We start from the raw sequence: 26,226 nt of genomic DNA on the forward strand, positions 1-26,226 counted from the left end.
GTCAAGAGGTGCGCTTGGCGTGCGTCGCCCAGAGCACCGCACCCACAGCGCAGGCGACCTGCACGACGACGAGCGTCGGCGAGGCCACCCCGGAGACCGCCGCCCAGGCGAGCGGAACCGTGCCGAGCACCGCCAGGTCCGGACCCGTCAGCAGATGCAGGATCAGGCCCGTCGGTACCGCCCCGGCAGGCGTGGCAATCATGGGCACGTCCCACTGCACCGGTCCGCGGTAGGCGGCCCGGACCGCCGCGGCCCCGAGGACGACGGCGGCCGGGACCGCCACCATGAGCCACTGCCCGCCCTCGCTCGCCGCCGCGGCGGCGAGCAGCACGAGACCCGCGGTGCACGCGGGCCACACCACACGGATGGCGCGGGAGGAGCGAGCGGCCAGCGGCACCAGGGAGTCCAGGCGTGGATTCTCTCCCGCCGCCCTCGGTCCCCGGGCACCCGCGAGCGCCCCTGCGTACCCCACGCAGGCGAGGACCGCCCACAGCCCGATGCCGCTGGCCAGCACGGGCATCTGGACGACCACGGCCCCGGCCGCCGCGAGCCCGACGAGGGCTGCGAGGGCGGCCGGTGTGCGCAGCAGCAGGACAGCGTCGGCCGCGAGCAGCGCGCTGACGGGTCCGCGAGCGGCGCGGGGCACCCAGGGCAAGACGCGCGACGCCGTCGGACCCGTCCCCAGTGCTCGGCCGAGGCCGCCGGAGTCGAGCGACAGCAGGGCGGCCGAGGCCTGCATGGCCGCCGAGGCGCGGGCGCGCAGCTCGCCGACCCGGAGCTGGTCGAGACCGCGCGCCCAGAACACGAGGGCGGCACCTCCGACCAGGGCCAGCCCGGCGGGCACAGGCCACGGCACGGACCATGCACCCCACGCGGGCGCCCAGAGCGCGAGGCCGAGACCCGCCACGGGTACCGCGGCGAGGAGGACGTCGAGCACGCGGCCCAGCCTGTTGCCCGATGCCGCCCCGGTGACCTGCAGCACGCCGGTGCCTGCGACGACGACGAGGCCGAGCGCCGCGCCGAGCGCCGCATCCGCTCCGATTCCCGCGAGGCCGACACCCAGGAGTGCCGCGGGGAACCCACCCAGGAGCAGGCCCACGCCGATCCCGACGAGCACGCTCCGCACCACCGACGGCGAGGCGAGCCCCGCACGGTCAGCCGGGGTGGGTGCCCACCAGCGCACCCCGGCTACGGGCAGGCCGGCAGGCCCGAGCCGCCACGCGACCGACGTGCCGGCGAGCATGGCCAGGGCGAGCACCAGCGCCTGAACCAGGCCAGGGCCGAGCCCGAGCCCTACCGGGTCGGACACGAGTGCCTCTCGTACCGGCGCTCCGAAGCCCCACGCGTACAGCACGACGAACCCGAGCAGGATCGCCACCTCGCCGACGTCCGCCGCGACCCGACCAGCCTGGGCAGGCAGGTTGTGGGCCCGGACGCGTGCGGTCAGGCGGCGCAGCTCCGCACCCGTGAGCCGCTCGTCCTCGTCCCCGACGGGCCGCGGGAGCACCGGTCGGTCTGCGGCGGTGCCCGTCTGCTCGCCCGTCACCGGAAGCCCGCCAGCACACCCGGCGCCTCGTCCGGCGGCAGCATGACGGCGCGGTCGTCGGACAGGTGCAGGGCGCTGGCGCCGGTCCCGGCCAGGAGCCGGTCGTCGTGGGTCGCGAACAGGACTGCCGTGCCGGCGGAGGACTCGGCCCGCAGCAGGTCGGCCAGCCGGGCACGCATGGCGGTGTCGAGGCGCTGTTCCGGCTCGTCGAGGACGAGCAGGTCCCGCGGGCGCACGAGGGCGCTGGCCAGCAGGAACCGGCGGCGCTGGCCGGACGACAGGGTGTGCGGCATCGCGCCGCCGTGCCCGGTGATGCCCACGTGGTCGAGCACCTGGTCGGTGACCGCGCCGGCGTCGGGCACGCCATGGCCCCGCGCGGTGAGCACGAGATGCTCCCGGACGGTCACGCCGGGGAAGAACGCGTCGTCGTCCAGCACGCCCGCCACCCGGGCCCGGAAGTGCCGCTCGCGCTCGTCCACGGCGCGGCCGAAGGCGCTGACCGTCCCGGACAGCGGCTCCTGGAGCCCGAGCACCGTGCGCAGCAGGGTGGACTTGCCGGTGCCGTTGGTGCCGATCACGGCGACGACGTCGCCGGGGGCCAGGGTGAGCGAGACCGGCGGGCAGACGGCATGGCCGCCGTACCCGACGAGCAGGTCGGACAGTTCGAGGGACGTCATGCCCACCTCAACGCGCGAACCGGGTCCGAATCTCCCGATCTCGGCCTCACGCTCGCAGGATCGTGCGGGCCCGCACGACGTCGTCGTTCATCTGGGCGATGAGCGGTTCGATCCCGTCGAACCGCAGCGTGGGCCGCAGGTGGGCCACGAACTCGAGCGCGACCGTCTGGTCGTACAGGTCCAGGTCCGTGCGGTCGAGCACGTACGCCTCGACGCGGCGCTCGACGCCGTCGAACGTCGGGTTGGTGCCGACGGAGATCGCGGCGGGCAGGATCTCCTCCTGCCCCTGGCCCGTGCCGGCGAGCGCTCTCCGGTCCCCCTCCGGCCCGGAGAGGCTCGCGCAGGTGGCGGCAGTGCCGCGGCGCAGCCATCCCGCGTAGACGCCGTCGGCGGGGACGAGCCCGGTGATGTCGCCGAGGTTGGCGGTAGGGAAGCCCAGCTCGCGGCCCCTCGCGTCGCCGTGCACCACGGTGCCGCGCACGAGGTGCGGGCGGCCGAGCACGTCGGCGGCCTGGTCGACGTCGCCCTCCGCGAGCAGCGCGCGCACCGCCGTCGACGACCACCGGTGGTGCCCGTCGCCCTCTGGCCGCAGGAAGTCGCCGACGTCGTCGATGGCGACCACCTCGAACCCGTGCTGGCCGCCGAGCTCGACCATCGTGGCCAGCGTGCCGGCGTTCTGCTTGCCGAAGCGCACGTCGTGCCCCACGACCACCGTGCGGGCGCCCAGGCCGTCCACGAGGTACCGGGCGACGAACTCCTCCGGTGTCTGGGCGGCGAAGTCGAGGGTGTAGCCGACCAGCAACGTCGCGTCGAGACCCGTGCGCTCCATGAGCGCCAGCCGGTCCTCGAGCCCTGTGATCAGCTCGGGGGCCGACTCCGGCCGGTGCACCGCCGCCGGGTGCGGGTGGAACGTCACGGCGACGGCACTGGCCCCGTCGCCCCTGGCGAGCCGGAGGATACGGTCGAGCACCGCCTGGTGGCCACGGTGGACGCCGTCGAAGTTGCCGATCGTCACCACTGATGGCCCGAATCCCGGGGGAACCTGTTCCAGGTCCGTCCACAGCTGCACGCGGGTTGCTCCTCATGAATCGGGTGGCGCTGGTGCGGGGCCGCTCACGCGACGTCCCGCACCGATCCCCAAAAGCCTACGGCGTGTTTCAGAAGTCGTGTGCCCGGTGAAGCACCGCCCCGCTCCGGAGCGAACCGGCGCAGGGCCGCTCCGGGCTCAGTTCGCCGGCGCGAGCACGAGCACCGGTTTGGCGAGGTTCTCGCCCCGCCGGCGGGTGTCCTCCAGCAGCGCCACCAGGCCGCCCGACGGCGACAGCGCCGCCACGACCTCTGAGCGGCCCGACGGCTGCACCCACTGGCCGTAGCCGAGCGCGCGCACCTCGTCGTCGTCGAGCTCGCGCACCGGGAACGTGGCCCTGGCGGCCTCGGCCAGCGGGAGCGTGGCCAGCGTGCCGTCAGCGTCGGCCTGTGCCTCCAGCTGCTCCAGCGTGCGGGCCCCTGCCAGCTCGTAGCCGCCCACGCGGGTCCGGCGCAGCATCGTCAGGTGGCCGCCGGTGCCGAGCGCTGCGCCCAGGTCACGTGCCAGGGCTCGCACGTACGTCCCGGAGGAGACCGTCACCCGCACGTCGACGTCGACCACCGGCACGTCGCGCGTCGGGCCGTCCCCCGGTTCCGCGGCGGTCGGTGCCACGCCCGGCCGCGCGTCGGGATCTCCGCCGGCGGGAGGGTCCACGGAGGCGTCACCCGGGTCGCCGTCGGGCACGGCCGTCGTCGCCGTCCGGACGTCCAGGACGTCGAACCTGGACACGGTCACCGGCCGGGCCTGGAGTGCGACCTCCTCCCCCGCCCGGACCAGCGCGTACGCGCGCTTGCCGTCCACCTTGATCGCGGACACCGACGTCGGGACCTGCTGGATGTCGCCCGTGAGATCGGCGATCGCGGCGTCCAGCGCCGCGCGGTCCACCCGCTCGACGGCTCGGGGGTCGCCCAGCGCGACGACGGCGCCCTCCGCGTCGTCAGTGGTGGTCGCCACCCCCAGCCGGATCGTGGCGTCGTAGTCCTTGTCCGCGCCCACCACGTAGGTGAGCAGGCGGGTCGCCTTGCCGATGCCCAGCACGAGCACGCCCGTCGCCATGGGGTCCAGCGTCCCGGCGTGGCCTACCTTGCGGGTGCCTGCGAGCCGCCGCATCCGCCCGACGACGTCGTGGCTGGTCCAGCCCTGCGGCTTGTCGACGACGACGAACCCGTCGGCGGCCGTGGGGCGGCGCGCCGGCGCCTGCGGGGTGGGGGAAATCATGGGAACCAGTATCTCGTGACTCAGGGGTGCCGCTCGGCGTCGAGGTCTGCCTTGGTCAGGACGGCACGGACCTCGAGGCCGACGTCGGCCAGGGGTGCGGTGCCGACCGGGCTGCGGTCGATCGCGCACACGACGGTGTCCACCAGTGCGCCGGCGCTCCGGAGGGCCAGCGTCGCGTCCCGCACGGCGCCGCCAGTGGTGATCACGTCCTCGATCAGCACGACCCGCCGCCCGTCGACGGGCGGCCCTTCCGCCAGCTTCGCCGTGCCGTACTCCTTGGCCTGCTTGCGCACGAACAGCGCGCCCGTGCCGGTCAGGCCGCTGAGGACCGTCACGATCGGCACCCCGCCGAGCTCGAGGCCGCCCAGCAGGTCGGCGCCAGGGGGGATCAGCGGCACCATCTGACGGGCGACCCGCGCGAGCAGCGCGGGGTCCGTCTCGAACAGGTACTTGTCGAAGTACTCCGACGCCGCCTGCCCTGACCGGAGCGTGAACGTCCCGGTCAGTCGGCAGGCGGCGTCGACGTCGCGCGCGAGCGTGGAGTCGGAGATCACTCCGACTCGTCGTCCTCGCGCGGCTTCTTGTAGGGGTCCTCGTCACCCGCGTACCGGGCTCCGGCACGCAGCGCCTCGAGCTCCGCGTCGCGCTTGCGCGCCTCGATCAGAGCGGCGTCGAGGTTGGCGGCCGTGTCGGGCACGGAGTCGAGGTGGAACTCGAGGGTGGGCGTCAGGCGGATACCCGTCTGCTTGCCGACCTCCGAGCGGATCAGGCCGGTCGCGCTCTTGAGCGCAGCGGCCGTTCCCTCCCGCTCCTCGTCCGAGCCGTAGACCGTGTAGAACACCGAGGCGTTCTGCAGGTCACCGGTCACCCGGACGTCCGTGACCGTCATGAAGCCGAGCCGCGGGTCCTTGATCCGCGTATCGATCATCTGCGCGACGATCACCTTGATGCGGTCGGCGAGCTTGCGAGACCGTGGGTTATCGACCATCAACAATCCTTTCAGCGTGAGTGCGGGGCATTCGCCCCGCCGGACGAGCCGGCCGGGCGAATACCCCGCACTCAATGAGCCATCAGCGTCAGACGCGCGGCTTCTCGCGCATCTCGAACGTCTCGATGGTGTCGCCCTCGTTGACGTCGTTGAACGACCCGAGGCCGATACCGCACTCGAAGCCCTCGCGGACCTCCGTGACGTCGTCCTTCTCGCGGCGCAGCGACTCGATGGTGAGGTTGTCCCCCACGACGGTGCCGTTGCGGAGCACACGCGCCTTCGAGTTGCGGCGGATGCTGCCCGAACGAACCATCGAACCGGCGATGTTTCCGAACTTCGAGGAACGGAAGACCTGACGGATCTCCGCGGATCCGAGCTGGACCTCCTCGTACTCCGGCTTGAGCATGCCCTTGAGGGCTGCCTCGACGTCCTCGATCGCCTGGTAGATGACCGAGTAGAACTTGACGTCGACGCCTTCGCGCTCCGCCAGCTCCTCGACGCGCTCGCCGTACTTCACGTTGAAGCCGATGATCACGGCGCTGTCGACGGTCGCGAGGTTGACGTCGTTCTGCGTGATGGCACCCACACCGCGGTGGATGACACGCAGCTCGACCTCCTCGCCCACGTCGATCTTGAGCAGCGCGTCCTCCAGTGCCTCGACGGCACCGGACACGTCGCCCTTGAGGATGAGGTTGAGGCTCTCGACCTTGCCCTTCTTGAGCTCGACGTCGAAGTCCTCGAGGCTGATCCGCTTGCGGCGCTTGGCCAGCGTCGCTGCACGCTCCGCCGCCTGGCGCTTCTCGGCGATCTGTCGGGCGGTCCGGTCGTCCGGCGCCACGAGGAACGTGTCGCCGGCACCCGGGACGCTGGTCAGACCCAGCACCTGGACGGGGCGGGCCGGGGTGGCCGCCTCGACCGAGTTGCCGTGCTCGTCGAACATCGCACGGACGCGGCCGTAGGCCGTACCCGCGACGATCGCGTCGCCGACGTGCAGCGTGCCCGCCTGGACCAGCACGGTCGCGACCGGGCCGCGGCCCTTGTCGAGGTTGGCCTCGATGGCCACGCCACGCGCGTCCTTCGACGGGTTGGCACGCAGGTCCAGGGCAGCGTCCGCGGTCAGCAGGACTGCCTCGACCAGGCCGTCGATACCGATGCCCGGCTTCGCCGCGACGTCGACGAACATCGTGTCGCCGCCGTACTCCTCAGCCACCAGGTTGTACTCGGTGAGCTGCTGACGCACCTTCGCCGGGTTCGCACCCTCGACGTCGATCTTGTTCACGGCCACCACGATCGGCACACCTGCTGCCTGCGCGTGGTTCACCGCCTCGACCGTCTGCGGCATCACGCCGTCGTCGGCCGCGACCACGAGGATCGCGATGTCGGTGACCTGCGCACCACGGGCACGCATAGCGGTGAAGGCCTCGTGACCCGGGGTGTCGATGAACGTGATCGCACGCTCTGTGCCCTCGTGCTCGTGCGTGATCTGGTACGCACCGATGTGCTGCGTGATCCCGCCGTGCTCGCCTGCCACCACGTCCGACTTGCGGATCGCGTCCAGCAGCTTGGTCTTACCGTGGTCGACGTGACCCATGACGGTCACGACCGGCGGGCGTGCCGCCAGGTCCTCGTCGGACTCGTCGTCCGCCTCGGCCTGCAGGTCGATGTCGAAGGCCCCGAGCAGCTCGCGGTCCTCCTCCTCGGCCGAGACCATCTCGATCTGGTAGCCGAGCTCCGTGGCCAGCGTGCCGAACGTGTCCTCGTCGAGCGACTGCGTGGCCGTGGCCATCTCGCCCAGGTGGAACAGCACGGTCACGAGCGCCGCGGGGTTCGCGTCGATCTTGTCGGCGAAGTCGTTCAGCGAGGCGCCGTGACGCAGCCGAACGGTGGTGGTGCCGTTGCCGCGAGGGACCTGCACGCCACCGAGCGACGGGGCCTGCATCGCCTCGAACTCCTGGCGCTTCGCGCGCCTCGACTTGCGCCCGCGGACCGGCTTGCCGCCGGCGCGCCCGAAGGCACCCTGCGTCGCGCCACGACCGCCTGCACCGCGACGCGGGCCGCCGAAGCCGCCACCGCCGCCGGGACGACCCGGAGCACCTGCACCGGCGGCGCCACCACCGGCACCAGGCCGGCCGCCACCGCCGCCACCCGGACGGCCACGACCGCCACCCGGAGCCGGGCGGTCGCCCGGACGCGGCATGGAGGTCTTGCCCGGCATCATGCCGGGGTTCGGGCGCGGACCGCCGCCACCGGTACCACCGGGACGGGGTGCCGAAGGACGCGGACCACCCGGGCGGGGACCGCCCGAGCGCTCACCGCTGGGAGCCTCGGTGCGCTCGGGACGCTGCCCCGGGCGAGGCATGCCCTGGCTGGTCGCGAACGGGTTGTTGCCCGGGCGCGGGTTACCGCCGGCCGCGGGACGTTCGCTGGTGCCTGGGCCTGCGCCTGCACCCGGGCGGCCACGGCCACCGGGACGGGGCATGCCCTGGCTGGTCGCGAACGGGTTGTTGCCCGGACGCGGGTTACCGCCACCGGGACGGCCACCACGGCCGCCGTCGCGACCCGGACGCGCGCCGGAGGGCGCTGCGGGCGGCTTGGGCGCACCAGGCTTGGGTGCCGCGGCAGGCTTCGGCGCACCAGGCTTGGGGCCTGCGGCCGGCTTGGCGGACGCCGCAGGCGCCGCCGAGGACTCGTCAGCCGCCGGAGCCGGGGCCGGGGCGGGTGCCGCCGGCGCGGGGCTCGGGGCAGGAGCCGGGGTCGGGTTGGGGGCCGGGGCGGGCGCCGGAGCCGGCGCGGCCTCAGCCTTGTTCTGTGCCGGCGCGGGGGCCGGTGCCGGAGCCGGGGTCGGCTCAGCGGGCTTCTGGGCCGCGGGCTTCGCGGCCGGCTTGGGCGTGCTCGCCGCGGGCTTCGCCGTCTCGCCCTTGTCGGACGGACCGGCACTGCCACTGGCGGGGAACTTGTCGCGCATGCGCCGCACGACGGGCGGCTCGAGCGTCGACGACGCCGAGCGAACGTACTCGCCTGCCGACTTCAGCTCGCCAAGCAGGGTCTTGCTTTCCACTCCGAGCTCCTTAGCGAGCTCGTAGACGCGGACTTTAGCCACAACTCTCCTGTCTCGGTCCATCCCAAGACAGGGAGGACCACCGTTAGTACTGAGTACTCATCGCTGGGGACTCATCGGGTGCCCATCGGCTTCTGACCCGCTTCCTTGTCGACGAATCGCATGTTTCGGCCGGACGCACGGTTGCGCCCGGTCGGGACGGTCCTGCGGCCCTTGCACTCACTGGCCGAGATGTGCTCGTACCTCACCGAGGTCGAGGGGCCCGTCGACGCGCAGTGCGCGTGGTACGGCCCTGCGACGCTCGGCGAGCTCCAGGCACCGCGGCTCCGGGTGAACCCAGGCGCCGCGACCCGGCAGGCAGGCACGGACGTCGACGATGATGCGCCGTGCACCTGCCACGGAGTCACCATGCATCGAGGAGTCCAGCACCAGACGCAGGAGTGCAGACCGCTGGTCGCGCCCCCGGCATCCGACACATGTACGCACCGGACCCTTGACGGGCGGAACGGGGTATGTCGAAAGACGGGCGCGTGGCCCAGACTCGGACAGTCTACCGCGCCGACCCACCGGGCGTTACCGACCGCCCTGTGCGTCGGCGCCCGTGCCACCTGCGTCGGCGTCGGCAGCCTCGTCAGAACGGATGTCGATGCGCCAACCTGTCAGCTTCGCGGCAAGACGGGCGTTCTGCCCCTCTTTACCGATCGCGAGGGACAGCTGGTAGTCGGGCACGATGGCACGCGCGGCACGCATGTCGGCGTCGACCACTGTGACCGAAGACACACGGGCGGGCGACAGTGCGCTCGACACGAAAGCGGCAGGGTCGTCGCTGTGGTCGACGATGTCGATCTTCTCGCCGTGCAGCTCGGCCATCACGGCGCGCACACGTGCACCCATCGGGCCGATGCAGGCACCCTTGGCGTTGAGCCCCGCCACCCGCGTACGGACCGCCATCTTGGTGCGGTGACCCGCTTCGCGCGCGATGGCGGTGATCTCCACCGAGCCGTCGGCGATCTCCGGTACCTCGAGCTCGAAGAGCTTGCGGACCAGGTTCGGGTGCGTACGGCTCAACGTGATCTGGGGGCCCTTCATCCCGCGGCTGACCTCGACCACGTACGCACGCAGGCGCTCGCCGTGCACGTACTCCTCGGTCGGCACCTGCTCGTGCGGCGGAAGCACCGCCTCGGTGCCGCCCACGTCCACGAGCACCATGCGCGGGTCGCGGCCCTGCTGGACGACGCCGGCGAGCACCTCGCCCTCCTTGCCGCGGAACGTGCCGAGCACCTGGTCGTCCTCGGCGTCACGCAGGCGCTGCACGATCACCTGGCGGGCGGTGGCCGTGGCGATGCGGCCGAAGTCCTGCGGCGTGTCGTCGAACTCGGGCCCGAACTCCATCGCAGGGCGCGCCTCGGGGTCCTCCGGGTCCGCGGCGACCGGCAGCTCCTCGCGCGCCCACACCGTCACGTGGCCAGAGGAGCGGTCCACCTCGACTCGGGCCCTGTTGTAGGCGTCGGGCGTGCGGTGGTAGGCCGAGAGGAGCGCCTGCTCGATGGCCGCGATGAGGACGTCCAGGCTGAGATCCCTCTCGCGCTCCAGCATCCGCAGGGTGGTCATGTCGATGTCCATGTCAGCCTTCCTCGTTGCGGCCGGGGGAACCCTCGGTCGCGTTGTCCGAACCAGCACCGTCCGAGTCGTCGTCGGTGTCTTCATCTGCACTCTCGCCCAGTTCACCAGCCTCGGCATCCTGGGCGTCGTCGAGCCGTTTGAGCTCCACCTCGACCTTGCCCCGGCGGACGTCGCCCACCGGGATCCGCCGGTCGCCGTCGAGCACCAGGGCGTCACCGTCGCCGTCCGTGAGCACGTCGGTCAACCGGCCCTCGACGCGGCTGCCGTCCATCATCTTCAGCGTCACCAGCCGGGTCCGAGCGCGCTTGAAGTGCCGCAGCTCGGTCAGCGGCCGGGACGTGCCCGGCGTCGAGGTCTCCAGCGTGTAGGCGCCCGCGACGACGTCGTCCTCGTCCAGAGCCGCCGAGATGGCACGCGCCACCTCGCCGAGCGCGTCGGAGTCCAGGCTGCCCAGGGCATCGTCCGGCAGGTCGACGGTGATCCGCACCACCGACTTGCCGCCCGCCTGGATGACGGTCACCTCCTCGAGGTGCAGCCCGGCGGCCTCGACCACCGGTCCTACCACCTCGCGGACCGCATCGGCCTGCTGTGTCATCGATTGCCTCCCGTCGGCTCCCCCACGTGCGGGGGCACGGTTCGAGCCGGAACGGTTCGACCGATGTGCTGTTGTTGTCCACGGCTAGCGTAACGAAGCGCCGGGCCTCGGCACTTCGCGTAGAACGTGACGTCCGCGACCTGACCTATGTCGGTCGGGGCACGAATCGGCCTCTGGAACGTGGCATCATCGGCCCCGATGAACCCCAACGGCCCGAGGGCCCGCACCCGAAGCCGGTCAGCCCTGATCGCGCTGGCCTTGACCTGCGCGATCATTCTCTCAGGTTGCGGAGTGCGGCTCGAGACGCCACCACCCACCGAGCCGGTCCCCGACGCCGCGGAGGTCGTGCGGCGCACCGCCGTCGCCGACGCGCTGCTCGTCGCCGACCAGGCCGAAGGCGCAGCGGGAGCCGAGGGGATCCCGTCCGACGTCGCGGCCGAGCTCGAGCTCATCGCCGAGGCCACGACCCTGCAGGCGCAGCAGCTCGGTGGCGAGTACGACTCCGGCCTCGGCGACATCGTGGCAGAGGACGCCGGCGCGTCACCCTCTGCGACCACCCCCGAGCAGACGCCCCGGGCGGTCGTCAGGTCGCTGCGCGACGCCGCCACCCGCACCCGTGCCGCCGCCGACCAGGCGCAGGCCGGCCCGCTCGGCCGCCTGCTCGGCTCCGTCTCCGCCGCCCAGGCCCTGTACGCAAGGGACCTCGCACAGCTCACGGGCGCCCGCGGGCCGGCGCTCCCCCCGACCGAGATCCCCGAGCCCGACGCCGAACCGGGCGACGGTGAGGACGCCTCCGCCAGCCCCGCGGCCGCCGCGACGGGTCCCGCCGCCGTACCCACCGGCCTGTCGGCGGAGGAGCTGGACGCCCTGATCCTCGCCGAGGACTCGGCGGCGTACGCGCTCGAGGTGCGGGCGGCGCAGGCCGACGGCGAGGTCCGCACCCGGGCCTACGACCGTGCCAGGCTGCACCGCGCACGGGCCCAGGGCTGGGCCGTCGTGGCCGGTACCGACGGGAGCGACCAGGACCCGCGTCGGGTGGCCTATGCGGTGCCCGGCTCGGACACGGCGACGCCGGACCTGGCCCGCGGGCTCGAGGAAGACCTCGCGCAGAACTACGCGACGCTGATCGGCCTCGCGGAACCGGGCACGCGCGCCGTCCTGGTCGCGCTCCTGACCGACGCCACCATGGCCGGTGCCCAGTGGGGCGCACCGGCGGTTCCGTTCCCCGGCCTCCCGGAACGCGCCTGACCCCTGTGGTTGTGGGCGCGATCCTTGCGTCTACGCGTCCGTCTTAGGCGCAATGATCACGCCCACAGCAACAGGCCGTGGTCAGGACAGGAGGGTCGCCACGCGGTCAGCTACCGCTGCCGCTACGTCGGCCACCGGGAGCTGCTCCGCCTCGCCGACGCGCGGCCGCACCTCGACCACGCCGTCGGCCAGGCCCTTGCCCACCACGACCACCAGCGGGGCGCCGAGCAGCTCGGCGTCCTTGAACTTCACGCCGGGCGAGACCTTGGTCGGCCGGTCGTCGTAGAGCACCTCGACGCCGCGGGCCGCGAGGTCCGTGGCGATGGACTCGGCGGCCTCGTACACCTCGGTGCCCTTGCCGGTCGCGACCAGGTGCACGTGCACCGGGGCGACGTGCGCGGGCCAGGCCAGGCCCTTCTCGTCGTGGTTGGCCTCCGCGAGCGCGGCGAGCGCGCGCGTCACACCGACGCCGTACGAGCCCATGGTGACGACCGCCTGCTTGCCGTTCTCGTCGAGCACCACCAGGCCCAGCGCCTCGGCGTACTTGCGGCCGAGCTGGAAGATGTGACCCATCTCGATGCCGCGGGCGAGCTCCAGCGGGCCGGAGCCGTCCGGGGCGGGGTCGCCCGCACGCACCTCTGCCGCCTCGACGGTGCCGTCGGCGGTGAAGTCGCGGCCGGCCACGAGGTCGAACACGTGCTTACCGGGCTCGTTGGCGCCGGTGATCCAGCGGGTGCCAGGCACCACGCGGGGGTCGAGGAGGTAGCGGATCGCGGGGACCTTCTCGCCGTCCGGCCCTTCGACCTGCTCGCCCTGCGGGCCGAGCGCCTGCGGGCCGATGTAGCCCTTGACCAGCCCGGGGAACTTCTTGAAGTCCTCCTCGGTGGCGGGCTCCGGCTCGGCGGGCGTGAGTGCGGCCTCGATGCGCTTGAGGTCGACCTCGCGGTCGCCGGGCAGGCCGATCACGACCAGCTCGCGGGTGCCGTCGGGCTGGACCAGGGCGAGCACCACGTTCTTCAGGGTGTCCGCTGCGGTCCAGGGGCGGTCGGCGCGCGGGAACTTCTCGTTGGCGACCGCGACGAGGGTGGCGATGGTGGGCGTGTCGGGGGTGTCCTCGACGTGCGCGGCGGGGGCGTCGTCGTACGGGATCGCCTCGGGGACCGGGGTCACGACGGCCTCGACGTTGGCCGCGTAGCCGCCGGCGGAGCGCACGTACGTGTCCTCACCGATCGCGGAGGGCGAGAGGAACTCCTCGGACCGCGAGCCGCCCATCGCGCCGGACATCGCCGACACGATCACGTACTCGAGGCCGAGCCGCTGGAAGATCTTCTCGTACGCCTCGCGGTGCTTCTGGTAGCTGACCTCGAGACCCTCGTCCTTGACGTCGAACGAGTACGAGTCCTTCATGATGAACTCGCGCCCACGGATCAGGCCCGCGCGGGGGCGTGCTTCGTCGCGGTACTTGGTCTGGATCTGGAACAGGGTGACCGGCAGGTCCTTGTACGAGGAGTACAGGTCCTTGACCAGGAGCGCGAACATCTCCTCGTGCGTGGGGGCGAGGAGGTAGTCGCCGCCCTTGCGGTCCTTCAGGCGGAACAGCGCGGCGCCGTACTCCTCCCAGCGGCCGGTGGCCTCGTAGGGCTCCCGCGGCAGCAGCGCCGGGAAGTGCACCTCCTGGCCGCCGATCGCGACCATCTCCTCGCGGACGATCGCCTCGATCTTGGCCAGCACGCGCAGGCCGAGCGGCAGCCACGAGTAGATGCCCGGGGCGGCGCGGCGGATGTACCCGGCCCGCACGAGGAGCCTGTGGCTGGCGACCTCGGCCTCGGCCGGGTCCTCGCGCAGGGTACGGACGAAGAGGGACGACATGCGGAGCACGTCGCCCTGGATGAGGCGTGCGGAAGACATGGGGCACAGCCTATCCGCGAGGGCCGCTGCGGCTCGCCGGAATTACCGAGCGTACCCACCGTCGGTAGGCGCGGAACCGCAAGCTACGTGTCGCACCACGCTCGTAGGTTGCGGTTCGGCCCCGCTGCGCAGGCCTTGCCCCGCCGGCGGATGTCTCGGAGGATGAGCCCATGCCGGAGCTGCCAGAGGTCGCCGCGCTCTCCGACTTCCTGCGCGCACGGGCCTCCGGGCGCACGGTCGCCGCCGTCGAGGTCGGTTCGATCGCCGCGCTCAAGACGTTCGACCCGCCGACCGGCGCCCTCGTCGGGGGCGAGGTGACCGGCGTCGCCCGGCACGGCAAGTGGCTGGACGTGGTGATCGCCCCCGCACCCGACGGCACCGCACCCGACGCCGGCCCCCTCCACCTGGTCTTCCACCTCTCGCGGGGTGGGTGGGTGCGTTGGTCGGACGCGCTGTCCACCAAGCCGGTGCGGCCGTCCCTCGGCGGTTCCGGCCGGGGCGCGATCCTCGCGCTGCGCGTGCGGCTCGACGACGGCTCCGGGTTCGACCTGACCGAGGCGGGTACCCGCAAGCGGCTGGCGGTACACGTCGTCCGCGACCCCGCAGAGATCGAGATGATCGCGTCCCTCGGCGTGGACCCGTTGTCCCCCGAGTTCACCACGCAGACGCTGGCCGACCTGCTGTCCGCGAAGAACCAGCAGGTCAAGGGCCTGCTGCGGGAGCAGCGCTCGATCGCAGGCATCGGCAACGCGTACAGCGACGAGATCCTGCTCGTCGGCCGGTTCAGCCCGTACAAGCTGACGGGATCGTTCACGCCGGAGGAGACGGCCAGGCTGCACCGCGCGATCGGCGACGTGCTCGCGGAGGCGATCGCTGCGGCGTCGGGCAAACCGGCCAAGGAGCTCAAGGACGCCAAGCGCGGCGGGATGCGGGTGCACGGCCGCACGGGCCTGCCGTGCCCGGGATGGGACGGGACCCCGTGCGGCGACACGGTGCACGAGGTGTCCTTCGCCGACCGGTCCATGCAGTACTGCCCCACGTGCCAGACGGGTGGGAAGCCACTGGCGGACCGCAGGATGTCGAAGCTCCTGCGGTGACACGTGCCGGCAGGTGCCGCCCCGGACGAAGTGACAGAAGCAGGTCAGAACAGCACCGTCGCGAACGTGCCGACCTGCTCGAACCCCACCCGCCGGTAGGCGGCGACGGCCCGCTCGTTGTAGGCGTTCACGTACAGCGACACCACCGGCGCGATGGACGCGCGCGTCGCGGCGACCACGGCCGCCATGCCCGACTCCGACCACCCGCGTCCGCGGAACGCCGGCTCCACCCAGACGCCCTGGACCTGGGCGACGCCGCCGGCCACCGCGCCGAGCTCGGCCTTGAACGCCACGGCGGGCTGCCCGCCGACGTCGGGCACGACGCGGATGAACGAGCGGCCCTCGGTGATCAGGGACCGCACGCGTTCCGCATAGGCCGAACCGCCCGTGGCGACCGGCGAGTAGCCGACCTCCTCGGTGAACATGCGCACGCAGGCGGGCAGCACGAGACCCAGCTCTGCGGGCACCGAGCGGCGCACGGTGGGCTCTGGCGCCAGCGCGGGCGCCGTCCCGATGGCCATGGACGGCTGGTCGGCGCGCACGTCGCGGGCCGGCGGCCAGTGGGGCGACAGCTGCTCCCAGAGCGCCAGCGCGGCGCACTGCTCCCCCACGATGGACGACGACCGCCGTCCGTGGACGCGCGCCATCTCGGCGAAGGCGGCGACGGCCTGGGCGCGGCGGCCCGGATCGGCCAGCGGGATGACCGGCACCAGGTTGGCGCCTGCCCAGCAGACCGCCTCGAGCCGCCCGACGCCGGGAAAGCCCCATGCCTGGCCCGCGGCGGCGCCGAAGCCGGCGCGCGCCGCGATCTCCAGGCGAGCGGTGGCGAGCACGGACGAGACCGGGTCGACGGCGCAGACCGCGAGCGCCTGTGCCAGGTCCGCGCGAGTCAGTGCCCGTGCGGCGTCGGGCCGTCCGTCCGGCACCCGATTGTCCTGTTCGTCCGGTTGCGGCGGCCCGTCGGGGCGCGCTCCGGCAGGTACCGGGGTGCGCCAGCGGGCCATGCTCTGCTCCGTTCGAATCAGACTCTTCAGTAGTTCCTGAGCCTGCTGTTCCGCTCCGGCTCAGCTCACCGAGACGACCGGCGGACCGGCCTGCACATCATTCTCCGGCGAAGGCATCGCATCCGCGATCCGCATGGCCTCCTCGATGAGGGTCTCGACGATCATCGCCTCGGGGACGGTCTTGATGACCTCTCCACGCACGAAGATCTGGCCCTTGCCGTTGCCGGACGCGACACCCAGGTCGGCCTCGCGAGCCTCGCCCGGGCCGTTCACGACGCAGCCCATGACGGCGACGCGCAGCGGGACGGTCATGCCCTCGAGGCCTGCGGTGACCTTCTCGGCGAGCGTGTACACGTCCACCTGGGCGCGGCCGCAGGAGGGGCAGGACACGATCTCGAGCTTGCGGGGACGCAGGTTGAGGCTCTGCAGGATCTGGTTGCCGACCTTGACCTCCTCGACCGGCGGGGCGGAGAGGGAGACGCGGATCGTGTCGCCGATGCCCCTGCTGAGCAGCGCGCCGAACGCGGTGGCCGACTTGATCGTGCCCTGGAACGCCGGGCCCGCCTCGGTGACGCCGAGGTGCAGGGGCCAGTCGCCGCGCTCGGAGAGCAGCTCGTAGGCGCGGACCATGATGACCGGGTCGTTGTGCTTGACCGAGATCTTGAAGTCGTGGAAGTCGTGCTCCTCGAAGAGGCTCGCCTCCCACACCGCGGACTCCACGAGTGCCTCCGGCGTCGCCTTGCCGTACTTCTCGAGGATGCGCTTGTCGAGCGACCCGGCGTTGACGCCGATGCGCAGCGAGACGCCGGCGTCCTTGGCCGCCTGGGCGATCGCGCCCACCTGGTCGTCGAACTTGCGGATGTTGCCTGGGTTCACCCGGACGGCGGCACAGCCGGCGTCGATCGCCTGGAAGACGTACTTCGGCTGGAAGTGGATGTCCGCGATCACGGGGATCTGGGACTTCTTCGCGATGATCGGCAGCGCCTCGGCGTCGTCGGAGGTCGGGACGGCGACGCGCACGATGTCGCAGCCTGCCGTCGTGAGCTCCGCGATCTGCTGGAGGGTCGCGTTGATGTCGGTGGTGGGCGTGGTGGTCATGGACTGCACGCTCACGGGTGCGTCACCACCCACCTCCACCTTCCCGACCTTGATCTTCCGAGTCTTGCGGCGGGGGGCGAGGACCGGCGGAGGGGCTGCGGGCATGCCGAGGCTGATTGCGCTCACGGGTTCAGTATCCCTGCTTCAGGAGGTGCGAAACGTACATCGTGTCCGGCGTCACGTGATCCGCACCGGATCCACCAGGTCCGCCACGATGAGGACGCCACCCACCCCGAGCAGGATGAGGAAGACCACATAGGCCACTGGCGTCATGCGGGCGACGTCGGCCGGGCCGGGCAGGACTGCCGCCCCGCGCACCCGGGCGAGCGTGCGCTTTCCGCCCTCGTAGAGGGCGTTGACCAGGTGCCCGCCGTCGAGCGGCAGGAACGGGATCAGGTTGAAGACGAAGAGCGCGATGTTGAGGCTCGCGAGCAGGCTGAGGAAGAACATCACCCGGTCGAGGATCGCCTCGTCCAGCGCCATGATCTCGCCGCTGATCCGCGCGACGCCCACCATCGACTGGATGGAGTCCTGCGAGCGCTCCTCCGACGTGAACGCCTGGGTGGCTGCGTCCGCCACACGAACGGGGAGCGTCGCCACCATGGTCATGGTCTGCCAGGTCTGGTCGCCCACTGCAGGCAGGACGCTGGAGATCGGCTGCGGCTCCCGCACCTGGAGCGGGGAGAAGCCCACGAAGCCGCCCTCCGCCACCACCGGCTCACCGCCGGCGTCGAGGACCGGCGCGCCCCGCTCGTCCACGACGGGGCGGTCGGCAGGCGCCGGGGTGACCTCGAGGGTGGTGCGCTCGCCGTCACGCAGCACCAGCACCTCGGACTCGCGCCCGGCGGAGTCGTTGATGAGGCCGACCAGCTGCTGCCAGCTGTGCACCTCGGCGCCGCCGAACGACACGATCTCGTCGCCCGGCTCCAGCCCGGCAGCGACGGCGGGTGCGGCGGGCTGCCCCTCGCAGTCGTCACCGGAGGCGGTCGACGTGACCGACGCCGGCACGCACTCCGAGAGCTGCGCGACCGTGGTGGAGACGGTCATCGCCCCGTACCCGACGAGGATCACGCCGATCAGGACGGTCGCGATCACCAGGTTCATGAACGGCCCGCCGAACATCACGATCAGCTTCTTGGGCGTCGAGAGGTTGTAGAAGGCCCGGTGCTCCTCGCCGGGGCGCACCTCAGCGACCGAGGCGTCGCGGGCGTCGGCGACGAGCTCGCTCCAGAACCCGGTGCCGCGGCGCGTGCCGGCCGGCGCCGGCGGCATCATGCCGACGAGGCGCACGAACCCGCCCAGCGGGATCGCCTTGATGCCGTACTCCGTCTCCCCCTTGGTCCGCGACCAGAGGGTGGGTCCGAAGCCGACGAAGTACTGGCTCACCCGCACGCCGAACTTCTTGGCGGGGATCATGTGGCCCAGCTCGTGCAGGCCGACGGAGACGATGACGCCCAGCAAGAGGACGAGCACACCAACAATGTGCGGAACGATGCTCACCGCACTGAGACTACGGCACCTGTAGCTGCCCTCGGAAGGCAGCGCACGTCTCCCCCGCGACGGCCACCCGACGTTCACCTCCTTTCGGATTCATGGTGATTCGTTGAAACATTGGTTACTGATCATTAACCTGACGCTCATGTCGGTTTCGTCGATCCCTGGGTCCCGGGAGCTGCACCCCCACGGCCCGCACGCCCTGGCGGAGAGCCTCACGTCGATGTTCCAGACCGACGCCTGGCCGGCCGCCGACGGCGACTCCCGCGTCGCCAGACAGCTCCGTGAGATCGGGGTCGACGTCAGCGCGATCTGGGCGGCGTCCCGCTGGAACATGGGCGAGGACGGCGAGGCGCCGAACCGCCGGCACCCGCTGCCCGGCGACCCCCGCGGCCCTCAGACCGCCGCCGCCCTGACCGCCGTCGTGCACAGACCCCGCGCCGCCGCCCTGCTCGGGGTCTACCTGTGGTCGCAGGCGAGCGACGCCCTGCAGTACACGTTCCGGCACGGCCGGATCATCGTCCCGCTCCGCGCCTTCGTCGAGACCTGGGCAATGTGCCGCGACCGCGCGCCCGACGACGTCTGCCGTGCCGAGGGCGACGCCGTCGCCGTGCTGCTCCGCACCCTGATCACCCAGATGCACACGTCGGCCGCCCGGAGCGCGGGCGACCTCGGGCGGGTGGCCGACGCCGCGACCCAGGCGGGCGAGCGGTGCACCGACCTGCTCAGGGCCGCCCGCGCGATCCCCGACCCGGCCTCCCCGTTCCGGCTCGCCCTCGTACCGCAGGCCGTGACCCGCATCCGGTACTTCCGCGCCCTGGCCGCCGCCGCCCGGGCCGCCGACGAAGCGATGGCCGGCGAACCGGCCCGGCTCGCCTCGGCGCTCGACGGTCTGCGCGCCGCCGAGACCGACCGGCACCTCAACTACATCCTGGCCAGCGAGCTGCGCTCCTACCGGATGCACCTGACCGAGCTGCAGCGCAACCTCGACGCGACCTGGCTCACGCTCGACCGCCTGCGGACCGTCTACATCTACCCGTTCGGGCTGCGGGACATCAGGCCCGCCGCGGCCGTCGCGGCGATCCGCACCCTCGCCGAACGCGACGAGCGGCCCCGGCTGCTCGGCGTCCAGGCGCTCGCGGTGCGCGGCCGGCTCAAGATGGACGACGTGTGGGCGAGCGTCGACCGGGCCGCGCGCCCGTACGGCGGGGTGTCGCTGTCGATGCCGAACGTGCAGCTGGAGCAGCCCGACGGGTCGTTCATCGCCGAGCTGTCCTGCGACGTGCGCTTCACCGAGTTCGGCAACCACTACGTCCGGTTCCGCTACTCGGCCCGCGACCAGTCGCCGCAGCAGGTCCGGGACGCCCGGTTCCGGCTGTCCAACCTGCACGCCGACATCCGGGTGCGCTGGATGACGCCGGACGGGTCGCCCGTCGACGTCGACCACGGCGACGGTCCCCCGCCGGAGCGGCTGTTCGACCTGGCCGACCTGCTCCAGCGCGCCACCGCGGACCTGGTCCGCGCGGGCACAGAGATCGCCCAGGGACGCGCGCACGTGGTGACCACCGTCTACGAGGCGAGCCGGGGACGCGGGCCCGCCACGTCCCCGGCGGAGCGCACCCCCGTCACGATGGGCGACGAGCTGCTGGCCGCGTTCGGCTCCCAGGTGCTGCTCCAGCCCGTCCCCTACGGCACGGCGACGCTCTGCGACTGGACGCTGCGCCAACGCAACCCGGTGCTCCTTGAGGGGGTGCGCCACCTTGGCGACGTCGTGGCGGTGGCCACCAACTCGACCACCGTCGCGCTGGTCGGCACCGCGCACTTCAAGATCTCCCAGTACGGCTCGCTCGCCGAGTTCGTCGCCAGCCTCAACGGACTGTTCAGCGCGTGGAACGCCACGCTCGCGGACCACCTGCGGCTCGTCGCGGCCATGCTCGCCGACCACGACGTGAACAACGGCGCCGATCTCGCGGAGCGCAAGGAGCGGCTCACGCGCGAGCAGCTGCGCCTGCACGAGTTCGCCTCGGAGGTCCGCACCACGCTGACGACCATCACCTCGCCCACGTTCCTCGCCTCCGCCCTGGAGTCCAGGATGCTGAACCAGCTGCTGCAGGCGTCGCACTTCGAGCAGCAGGCCGCCGTCGTCACCGAGCGGCTGCGTGAGCTGCTGCAGGAGCCCATCGCCGCGCGCCTCGCGGCCCTGGAGCGCCTGCACGGTGACCGGGAGCGGGCGGCGGAGGCGAAACGCGAGCGCGGGCGCCGTCGGCTGATGGACGGCACGCTCTCGGCCATCACGGTGTTCGCCGGCGTCTACGCGCTGATCGGCACCGTCCAGGTCGCCCTGGACGCCGAGCTGATCAGCGGCCTCCAGGCGGTCGCGGCGACGGCCCTGGTCACCGTGGGGGCCCTGGTGACGGGCATAGCGGTGTTCAACTGGACGAGAGGCCGCTGAGCCGGCGGCCCGCCCACCCAGCGATCGGGCCCGAAACATCGGAGACTCTCGGGCCGAATGGCGGGTAGAGCAATCCGGCCAGAGCCGCTACCGCGCCAGCAGGCGCTCGCTCAGAGCCCACAGCCGTTCGGCCGAACTCGGGTCGATCGAGTGCGACACGACGTCGGCCGTGATCTCCTGCGCCGTGGGCGGCGGCTGGTTATCGTCGAGCTGCGAGACGTCGCTGTTGTTCAGGTAGACACCCCCGATACCGGCCAGCAGCGGGCTGGTGGCTCCGAACACGATGGTCGCCGCGCCCTGGGCCTCCGTCTTCTTGCCGTGCTCCGGGTCGATGACCGGCCGGCCGGCGTCGTCGATCAGGCCCTGGGCCCGCTGCGCCTGAACACCCGTCGCGCTGTTGAACGACGTCGTGGCGATGACACCGGGGTGCGGCGCGAAGGCGCGGATGCCGTCCCCGGACCACCGGCGGTCCAGCTCGACCGTGAACAGCACGTTCGCCGTCTTGGACTGGGCATAGGCAAGGCCCGGGTCGTAGCCGCCGCGCGTGAAGTTCGGGTCGTCCCACAGGATGTCCGACATCCGCTGCGCGCCCGACGTCGTGGTGACCACCCTGGCGCCGCCGGCGGCACGCAGTGCGGGGTGCAGCCCCAGGGTCAGCTGGAAATGACCGAGGTGGTTGGTGGCGAACTGGGCCTCGTAGCCACGCGCGTCCCGCACGATCTCGGCGGGAGCCGGATAGCCGGCGTTGTTGATCAGGACGTGCAGCGGCCGGCCTGAATCGAGGTACCGCGCGACGAATGCGTCGATCGACGCCTGGTCCATGAGGTCGAGCCTGCTGACCTCGACCCGGTCGATCCCTGCGACCGCCGCAGCGGCGCGATCGAGGTCGCGCGAGCCGACGGTGACCGACGCCCCGGCCTTGGTCAGTTCCCGGGTAGCCACAAGGCCGAGGCCGGAGTGGCCGCCCGTGATGATGACGTTCTTGCCGGTCAGGTCGACGCCGGCCAGCACGTCGGCGGCGGTAGAGGCGGCCGTGAAGCCGGTTCCGATGGGCTGTTGCTTGGTCGTCATGGCGAAATCCTTCGTTCGGCGGTTCGGCGGTTCGGCGGTTCCCGGTCAGGCCGCCGCACGCTGGTCGGCCGGCCGACGGCGCAGGGGTGCCTGCTGGAGGGCCGGCGGGTCGTAGGCCATGTCGAGGCGCCCTACGTCGGTGCCTGGCGGGACGATGGCGTCGATCCGGTCGAGGACCTCGTCGGTCAGGGCCACCTCGACGCCCGCGAGCGCGCTGTCGAGGTGCTCCATGGTGCGGGGGCCGATGATCGCCGACGTGACGCCCGGGTGCGCGATGGCGAAGGCCATCGCGAGGTGGTTCAGCGGGATGCCGACATCCTGGGCGACGGGGACGAGCTGCTCGACGACGTCGAGACGGCGCTCGTCACGCAGGTGCTCGAACCCGTACCGGCCGCGGTGCGTGTCGTTGGCCTGGCCCTTGCGGTAGCGGCCGGTGAGCAGGCCCCCGGCGAGCGGGCTCCAGACGAGGGCGCCCATGCCGTACTGCTGGGCGACCGGCAGCACGTCGCGCTCGATACCCCGGTTCAGGATGGAGTACGGCGGCTGCTCGGACCGGAAGCGCTCCAGCCCGCGCCGTTCGGCGACCCACTGCGCCTCGACGATGTCGGCGGCGGGCATGGTGGACGAGCCGATGGCCCGCACCTTGCCCGAGTTGATCAGGTAGGTCAGCGCCGCCAGCGTGTCCTCGACGTCCGTCTCGGGGTCGGGGCGGTGGATCTGGTAGAGGTCGATGTGGTCGGTGCCCAGGCGGCGCAAGGAGTTCTCGACCTCGGCGATGATCCAGCGCCGGGAGTTGCCGCGGTGGTTCGGGTCGTCGCTCATGGGCAGGTGCACCTTGGTGGCGAGCACGACCTCGTCGCGTCGGCCCTTGAGGGCCTTGCCCACGATCTCCTCCGACTCGCCGTGCGAGTAGGCGTCGGCCGTGTCGATGACGTTGATCCCTGCGTCGAGGGCCTTGTGGATGATCTTGATCGAGTCGTCGTGGTCGGTGTTGCCAACGGCTCCGAACATCATCGCGCCGAGCGCGTAGGGGCTGACCTTGATGCCGGTCCGCCCGAGGGTGCGGTACTGCATGGCGTCCTCCTGGGGCTCCTGATCTGGTGAGCGCTCCTGCGATGCCGTAGTCTCGGACTAAGCGGAACGCTCTTCCAGAACTATATGGAAAGCCATTCCGGATAGCAAGAGATCGGAGCGAAGTGACCCAGAACACAGCGCCGCGTGCACTGCGCGCCGACGCGCAGCGCAACGTCGACGCCCTGCTCGAGGCAGCCAAGACCGCCTTCGGCACGTCGGGTGTCGACGCGCCGGCGAAGGAGATCGCCGACCTGGCCGGCGTCGGCGTCGGGACCCTGTACCGGCACTTCCCCAAGCGCTCGGACCTGGTCAAGGCCGTGTTCCAGCACGAGGTCGACGCCTGCGCCGCCGCCGCCCCCGCCCTCGCCGAGGGGCACGAGCCGGTCGAGGCGCTCGAGAAGTGGCTCCACCGGTACACGGAGTTCCTGGTCACCAAGCGCGGGCTCGCGTCGTCCCTGCACTCGGGCGACCCCGCGTTCGACGCCCTGCCCGCCTACTTCCTCGGGCGACTGGGCCCGGCGCTCGGCTCGCTGCTCGACGCAGCGACCGAGTCCGGCGAGATCCGCGCCGTCGCCAGCCCGAAGGACCTCCTGTACGCCGTCTCGAAGCTGTCCCTGCCCATGGAGGACGAGGGGCCGGACCACGGCCGGCGCATGCTCGACCTGCTGGTCGACGGGCTGCAGTACGGGGCCAAACCCGTCTAAGGTGGGCCGACATGGCGCGGGGCGCCAGGGCGAGAGCCCGGCTGAGAAGCACCCGTGAACCTGCTCTAGGTAATTCTAGCGAAGGAACGCCTCATGGGTCCTGGTCCTGCTCTGCCCGACTCCGTCGCGCGTACCCGTCCGCCCGGCCATCCGGTCGTCGCGCTGACGATCGCCGGCTCCGACCCCTCCGGCGGGGCCGGGATCCAGGCCGACCTGAAGACTTTCGCGGCCCTCGGCGGCTACGGCTGCGCCGTGCTCACGGGGCTGACGGCGCAGTCCACGACCGGCGTGACCCGGGTGCTGCCAGTGCCCGGCGACATGGTGACCGCGCAGCTCGAGACGCTGTTCGCCGACGTAGCCGTGGACGCCGTGAAGATCGGCATGACGACGGACGCCGACGTCGCCCGGTCGATCGCCGCGGTGCTGCGCGAGCTGCGGTCCGCCGGACCAGCGCCGTACGTGGTGCTCGACCCGGTGATGGTCTCGACGTCGGGCCACCGGCTCCTCGCGCCCGAAGCCGAGGCGGTGCTGCGCGACGAGCTGCTCCCCCTGGCCGACCTGATCACGCCCAACCTGCCCGAGGCCGCTGTGCTGCTCGGTGTCGAGCTGGCCGGGGACGCCACCGAGGCCGCTGACCAGGCCCGCATGCTGCTCAAGCTCGGCGCCCAGCTCGCCCTGGTCAAGGGCGGGCACCTCGACACCGCCGAGTCGGTGGACCACCTCGCGGGGCCGAACGGTGTCGTCGCCCTGGCCGCCCCGCGGATCGCCACCCGGAACACCCACGGCACCGGCTGCACGCTCAGCTCGGCGTGCGCCGTGCTGCGGCCGCTGCACGACGGGTGGGAACCGGCGGCACGCGCCGCGAAGGACTACCTGACGGGGACGCTCAGTGCGGCTGACGACCTGGTCATCGGCGGTACCGGCACGGCGCCGGGCCCCTGGCGCGGGCACGGTCCGGTCGACCACGCCTTCGCCGGCAGGAGCGCCTGACCGCTCGCCCACGCCATTGTCTGCGGGCCACGCCATCCTCCGCGTCTGATCGGCTCAAGCGCAGAAGATGGCGTGGGCCGCCGAAGATGGCGTGGCAGGACGGCGGCGGGCGCCGACGACGCTATGCCGACGTGAGGATCTCCTGGGCGCGGACACGGGCCCAGGCGTCTGCCTCGAGGACTCCCTCGACCGACGCAGCGGAGCCCGCCCCGGTCGTTGCGTGCGCCTCCACGACGGCGGCCACCGTGTCGACGATGTCGAGGAACCCGATGGCACCGTCGTGGAACGCGTCCACGCACACCTCGTTGGCCGCGTTGTAGACCGCTGGGAAGGTCCCGCCCGCCTCGCCGACCTGCCGGGCCAGGCGCACGGCGGGGAAGGCGTCGTCGTCCAGCGGCGCGAACTCCCACGTGGCGGCCTTGGTCCAGTCGATGGCGACATCGACGTCGGCCAGGCGCTCCGGCCAGGACAGACCGAGGGCGATCGGCACGAGCATCCGCGGCGGCCCGGCCTGGGCGATGGTGGAGCCGTCAGCGAACTCGACCATCGAGTGGATCATCTGCTGCGGGTGCACCACGACGTCGATCGCACTGAACGGCAGGTCGAAGAGCAGGTGCGCCTCGATCACCTCGAGCCCCTTGTTCACCAGGGTCGCCGAGTTGGTGGTCACCACCCGGCCCATCGAGAAGTTGGGGTGCCGCAGGGCCTGCTCGGGCGTGACGTCCCGCAGCTCGGCCCGCGACATGCCCCGGAACGGCCCCCCGCTCGCGGTCACGACGAGCTTGCGGACCTCGGACGCGGCACCTGAACGCAGCGACTGGGCGATGGCGGAGTGCTCCGAGTCCACGGGCACGATCTGGCCCTCGTGCCGCACGGCGGCCTTGACCAGGGCGCCCCCGACCACCAGCGACTCCTTGTTCGCGAGCGCCAGCGTCGATCCGGCGGCGAGCGCGGCGAGCGTGGGGCGCAGACCGACCGACCCGGTGATCCCGTTGAGCACGACGTCGCTCCCCCGGCCGGCCAGCTCCGTCGCTGCGTCGGGCCCGGCGAGCACCTCGACGCCGTCGGCCCCGGCGTCGCGGAGCAGCACGGTCAGCGCGGGACGCGCGGCGGCGTCGGCCACGGCGACGGCGCGGACACCGAGGGTGGCCGCCTGCCGGGCGAGCGCCGGCAGGTCCGAGCCGCCTGCGGACAGGGCGTCCACGCGGAACCGGTCGGGGTTGCGCCCGATGACGTCGATGGCCTGTGTACCGATGGAGCCCGTGGAGCCGAGGAGGGTGACGCTTCGCATGGG

Annotated in this window: 22 protein-coding genes; 5 read left to right on the forward strand and 17 right to left on the reverse strand. The window is 72.3% G+C overall.

The features are described 5' to 3' along the window. Position 1 precedes the first annotated feature (1 nt). The 10 genes from ACFS27_RS21590 to ACFS27_RS21635 all read right to left on the reverse strand — a co-directional run bounded on the left by ACFS27_RS21590 (position 2) and on the right by ACFS27_RS21635 (position 10,792). Positions 2-1,546, reverse strand: coding sequence for a DUF6297 family protein (locus tag ACFS27_RS21590; protein WP_377187283.1), 1,545 nt, complete (start codon positions 1,544-1,546; stop codon positions 2-4). Next, a complete protein-coding gene (locus tag ACFS27_RS21595) occupies positions 1,543-2,223 on the reverse strand; it encodes an ABC transporter ATP-binding protein (protein ID WP_377187286.1) in 681 nt (226 codons plus the stop codon). The genes ACFS27_RS21590 and ACFS27_RS21595 overlap by 4 nt, the downstream gene beginning before the upstream one ends. 46 nt (positions 2,224-2,269) lie before the next feature. Beyond that, positions 2,270-3,292 carry a bifunctional riboflavin kinase/FAD synthetase gene (locus tag ACFS27_RS21600; protein WP_377187289.1) on the reverse strand — a complete coding sequence of 341 codons (1,023 nt, stop codon included), beginning with the start codon at positions 3,290-3,292 and terminating at the stop codon, positions 2,270-2,272. Between the two features lie 156 nt (positions 3,293-3,448). Further along, the gene (truB, locus tag ACFS27_RS21605) at positions 3,449-4,528 is read right to left on the reverse strand and encodes a tRNA pseudouridine(55) synthase TruB (protein ID WP_377187292.1); all 1,080 of its coding nucleotides are present in this window, start codon (positions 4,526-4,528) and stop codon (positions 3,449-3,451) included. 20 nt (positions 4,529-4,548) lie between these two features. After that, entirely contained in the window at positions 4,549-5,082 is a 534-nt protein-coding gene (gene pyrE, locus ACFS27_RS21610) for an orotate phosphoribosyltransferase (RefSeq protein WP_377187295.1), read from the reverse strand. Next, entirely contained in the window at positions 5,079-5,516 is a 438-nt protein-coding gene (rbfA, locus tag ACFS27_RS21615) for a 30S ribosome-binding factor RbfA (protein ID WP_377187298.1), read from the reverse strand. Before rbfA ends, pyrE begins: the two co-directional genes overlap by 4 nt. A gap of 88 nt (positions 5,517-5,604) precedes the next feature. Next, on the reverse strand, positions 5,605-8,616 hold the full coding sequence (infB, locus tag ACFS27_RS21620; protein WP_377187301.1) for a translation initiation factor IF-2: 3,012 nt from the start codon (positions 8,614-8,616) through the stop codon (positions 5,605-5,607). A gap of 177 nt (positions 8,617-8,793) precedes the next feature. Continuing rightward, the gene (locus ACFS27_RS21625) at positions 8,794-9,141 is read right to left on the reverse strand and encodes a YlxR family protein (protein ID WP_377187304.1); all 348 of its coding nucleotides are present in this window, start codon (positions 9,139-9,141) and stop codon (positions 8,794-8,796) included. A 6-nt stretch (positions 9,142-9,147) separates the two neighbouring features. Further along, on the reverse strand, positions 9,148-10,197 hold the full coding sequence (nusA, locus tag ACFS27_RS21630) for a transcription termination factor NusA (protein WP_377187307.1): 1,050 nt from the start codon (positions 10,195-10,197) through the stop codon (positions 9,148-9,150). A gap of 1 nt (position 10,198) precedes the next feature. Beyond that, a complete protein-coding gene (locus tag ACFS27_RS21635) occupies positions 10,199-10,792 on the reverse strand; it encodes a ribosome maturation factor RimP (protein WP_377187310.1) in 594 nt (197 codons plus the stop codon). A gap of 291 nt (positions 10,793-11,083) precedes the next feature. On the opposite strand from ACFS27_RS21635, the gene ACFS27_RS21640 reads away from it, so the two are divergent. After that, on the forward strand, positions 11,084-12,040 hold the full coding sequence (locus ACFS27_RS21640; RefSeq protein ID WP_377187313.1) for a DUF4439 domain-containing protein: 957 nt from the start codon (positions 11,084-11,086) through the stop codon (positions 12,038-12,040). A gap of 81 nt (positions 12,041-12,121) precedes the next feature. Here the strand turns inward: ACFS27_RS21640 and ACFS27_RS21645 are convergent, their stop codons facing one another. Further along, entirely contained in the window at positions 12,122-13,948 is a 1,827-nt protein-coding gene (locus ACFS27_RS21645; protein WP_377187316.1) for a proline--tRNA ligase, read from the reverse strand. 170 nt (positions 13,949-14,118) lie between these two features. Between ACFS27_RS21645 and ACFS27_RS21650 the strand changes: the two genes are divergently transcribed. Further along, a complete protein-coding gene (locus ACFS27_RS21650; protein ID WP_377187318.1) occupies positions 14,119-15,045 on the forward strand; it encodes a DNA-formamidopyrimidine glycosylase family protein in 927 nt (308 codons plus the stop codon). Positions 15,046-15,089: 44 nt separating this feature from the next. Here the strand turns inward: ACFS27_RS21650 and ACFS27_RS21655 are convergent, their stop codons facing one another. The 3 genes from ACFS27_RS21655 to ACFS27_RS21665 all read right to left on the reverse strand — a co-directional run bounded on the left by ACFS27_RS21655 (position 15,090) and on the right by ACFS27_RS21665 (position 18,647). Further along, complete coding sequence (locus ACFS27_RS21655; protein WP_377187321.1) at positions 15,090-16,049, reverse strand: GNAT family N-acetyltransferase; 960 nt, start codon at positions 16,047-16,049, stop codon at positions 15,090-15,092. Between the two features lie 60 nt (positions 16,050-16,109). Then, positions 16,110-17,252, reverse strand: a complete 1,143-nt coding sequence (gene ispG / locus ACFS27_RS21660) for a flavodoxin-dependent (E)-4-hydroxy-3-methylbut-2-enyl-diphosphate synthase (protein WP_377191120.1) — start codon at positions 17,250-17,252, stop codon at positions 16,110-16,112. 72 nt (positions 17,253-17,324) lie between these two features. Further along, positions 17,325-18,647, reverse strand: a complete 1,323-nt coding sequence (locus tag ACFS27_RS21665; RefSeq protein WP_377187324.1) for a M50 family metallopeptidase — start codon at positions 18,645-18,647, stop codon at positions 17,325-17,327. Positions 18,648-18,786: 139 nt separating this feature from the next. Here ACFS27_RS21665 and ACFS27_RS21670 point away from each other — a divergent pair, with 139 nt between their 5' ends. After that, positions 18,787-21,093: a hypothetical protein gene (locus ACFS27_RS21670; protein WP_377187327.1), complete on the forward strand. Its 2,307-nt coding sequence runs from the start codon at positions 18,787-18,789 to the stop codon at positions 21,091-21,093. A gap of 87 nt (positions 21,094-21,180) precedes the next feature. Here the strand turns inward: ACFS27_RS21670 and ACFS27_RS21675 are convergent, their stop codons facing one another. Both ACFS27_RS21675 and ACFS27_RS21680 read right to left on the reverse strand, forming a co-directional pair. Further along, positions 21,181-22,164 (reverse strand): SDR family NAD(P)-dependent oxidoreductase, encoded by a 984-nt coding sequence (locus tag ACFS27_RS21675; protein ID WP_377187330.1) that lies wholly within the window; start codon positions 22,162-22,164, stop codon positions 21,181-21,183. Between the two features lie 45 nt (positions 22,165-22,209). Continuing rightward, positions 22,210-23,238: an aldo/keto reductase gene (locus ACFS27_RS21680; protein ID WP_377187333.1), complete on the reverse strand. Its 1,029-nt coding sequence runs from the start codon at positions 23,236-23,238 to the stop codon at positions 22,210-22,212. A gap of 122 nt (positions 23,239-23,360) precedes the next feature. Here ACFS27_RS21680 and ACFS27_RS21685 point away from each other — a divergent pair, with 122 nt between their 5' ends. Then, positions 23,361-23,942 carry a TetR/AcrR family transcriptional regulator gene (locus tag ACFS27_RS21685; RefSeq protein WP_377187335.1) on the forward strand — a complete coding sequence of 194 codons (582 nt, stop codon included), beginning with the start codon at positions 23,361-23,363 and terminating at the stop codon, positions 23,940-23,942. Between the two features lie 93 nt (positions 23,943-24,035). After that, entirely contained in the window at positions 24,036-24,932 is an 897-nt protein-coding gene (thiD, locus tag ACFS27_RS21690; RefSeq protein ID WP_377187338.1) for a bifunctional hydroxymethylpyrimidine kinase/phosphomethylpyrimidine kinase, read from the forward strand. A gap of 121 nt (positions 24,933-25,053) precedes the next feature. On the opposite strand, the gene dxr is transcribed toward thiD, so the two are convergent. Further along, positions 25,054-26,223: a 1-deoxy-D-xylulose-5-phosphate reductoisomerase gene (gene dxr, locus ACFS27_RS21695; protein WP_377187341.1), complete on the reverse strand. Its 1,170-nt coding sequence runs from the start codon at positions 26,221-26,223 to the stop codon at positions 25,054-25,056. Positions 26,224-26,226: the final 3 nt, after the last annotated feature.

The organism is Promicromonospora vindobonensis (assembly GCF_042685865.1).
Classification (GTDB): Bacteria; Actinomycetota; Actinomycetes; order Actinomycetales; family Cellulomonadaceae; genus Promicromonospora; species Promicromonospora vindobonensis.

What these genes read in the sequence shown, in the direction of transcription:
- ACFS27_RS21675 (WP_377187330.1), bottom strand. Translation starts at nt 22,164, where the DNA reads ATGACGACCAAGCAACAGCCCATCGGAACCGGCTTCACGGCCGCCTCT.
- ACFS27_RS21595 (WP_377187286.1), bottom strand. Translation starts at nt 2,223, where the DNA reads ATGACGTCCCTCGAACTGTCCGACCTGCTCGTCGGGTACGGCGGCCAT.
- ACFS27_RS21635 (WP_377187310.1), bottom strand. Translation starts at nt 10,792, where the DNA reads ATGACACAGCAGGCCGATGCGGTCCGCGAGGTGGTAGGACCGGTGGTC.
- ACFS27_RS21670 (WP_377187327.1), top strand. Translation starts at nt 18,787, where the DNA reads ATGTCGGTTTCGTCGATCCCTGGGTCCCGGGAGCTGCACCCCCACGGC.
- ACFS27_RS21655 (WP_377187321.1), bottom strand. Translation starts at nt 16,049, where the DNA reads ATGGCCCGCTGGCGCACCCCGGTACCTGCCGGAGCGCGCCCCGACGGG.
- ACFS27_RS21650 (WP_377187318.1), top strand. Translation starts at nt 14,119, where the DNA reads ATGCCGGAGCTGCCAGAGGTCGCCGCGCTCTCCGACTTCCTGCGCGCA.
- nusA (WP_377187307.1), bottom strand. Translation starts at nt 10,197, where the DNA reads ATGGACATCGACATGACCACCCTGCGGATGCTGGAGCGCGAGAGGGAT.
- rbfA (WP_377187298.1), bottom strand. Translation starts at nt 5,516, where the DNA reads ATGGTCGATAACCCACGGTCTCGCAAGCTCGCCGACCGCATCAAGGTG.
- ACFS27_RS21645 (WP_377187316.1), bottom strand. Translation starts at nt 13,948, where the DNA reads ATGTCTTCCGCACGCCTCATCCAGGGCGACGTGCTCCGCATGTCGTCC.
- truB (WP_377187292.1), bottom strand. Translation starts at nt 4,528, where the DNA reads ATGATTTCCCCCACCCCGCAGGCGCCGGCGCGCCGCCCCACGGCCGCC.
- dxr (WP_377187341.1), bottom strand. Translation starts at nt 26,223, where the DNA reads ATGCGAAGCGTCACCCTCCTCGGCTCCACGGGCTCCATCGGTACACAG.
- ACFS27_RS21680 (WP_377187333.1), bottom strand. Translation starts at nt 23,238, where the DNA reads ATGCAGTACCGCACCCTCGGGCGGACCGGCATCAAGGTCAGCCCCTAC.
- thiD (WP_377187338.1), top strand. Translation starts at nt 24,036, where the DNA reads ATGGGTCCTGGTCCTGCTCTGCCCGACTCCGTCGCGCGTACCCGTCCG.
- ispG (WP_377191120.1), bottom strand. Translation starts at nt 17,252, where the DNA reads ATGCCCGCAGCCCCTCCGCCGGTCCTCGCCCCCCGCCGCAAGACTCGG.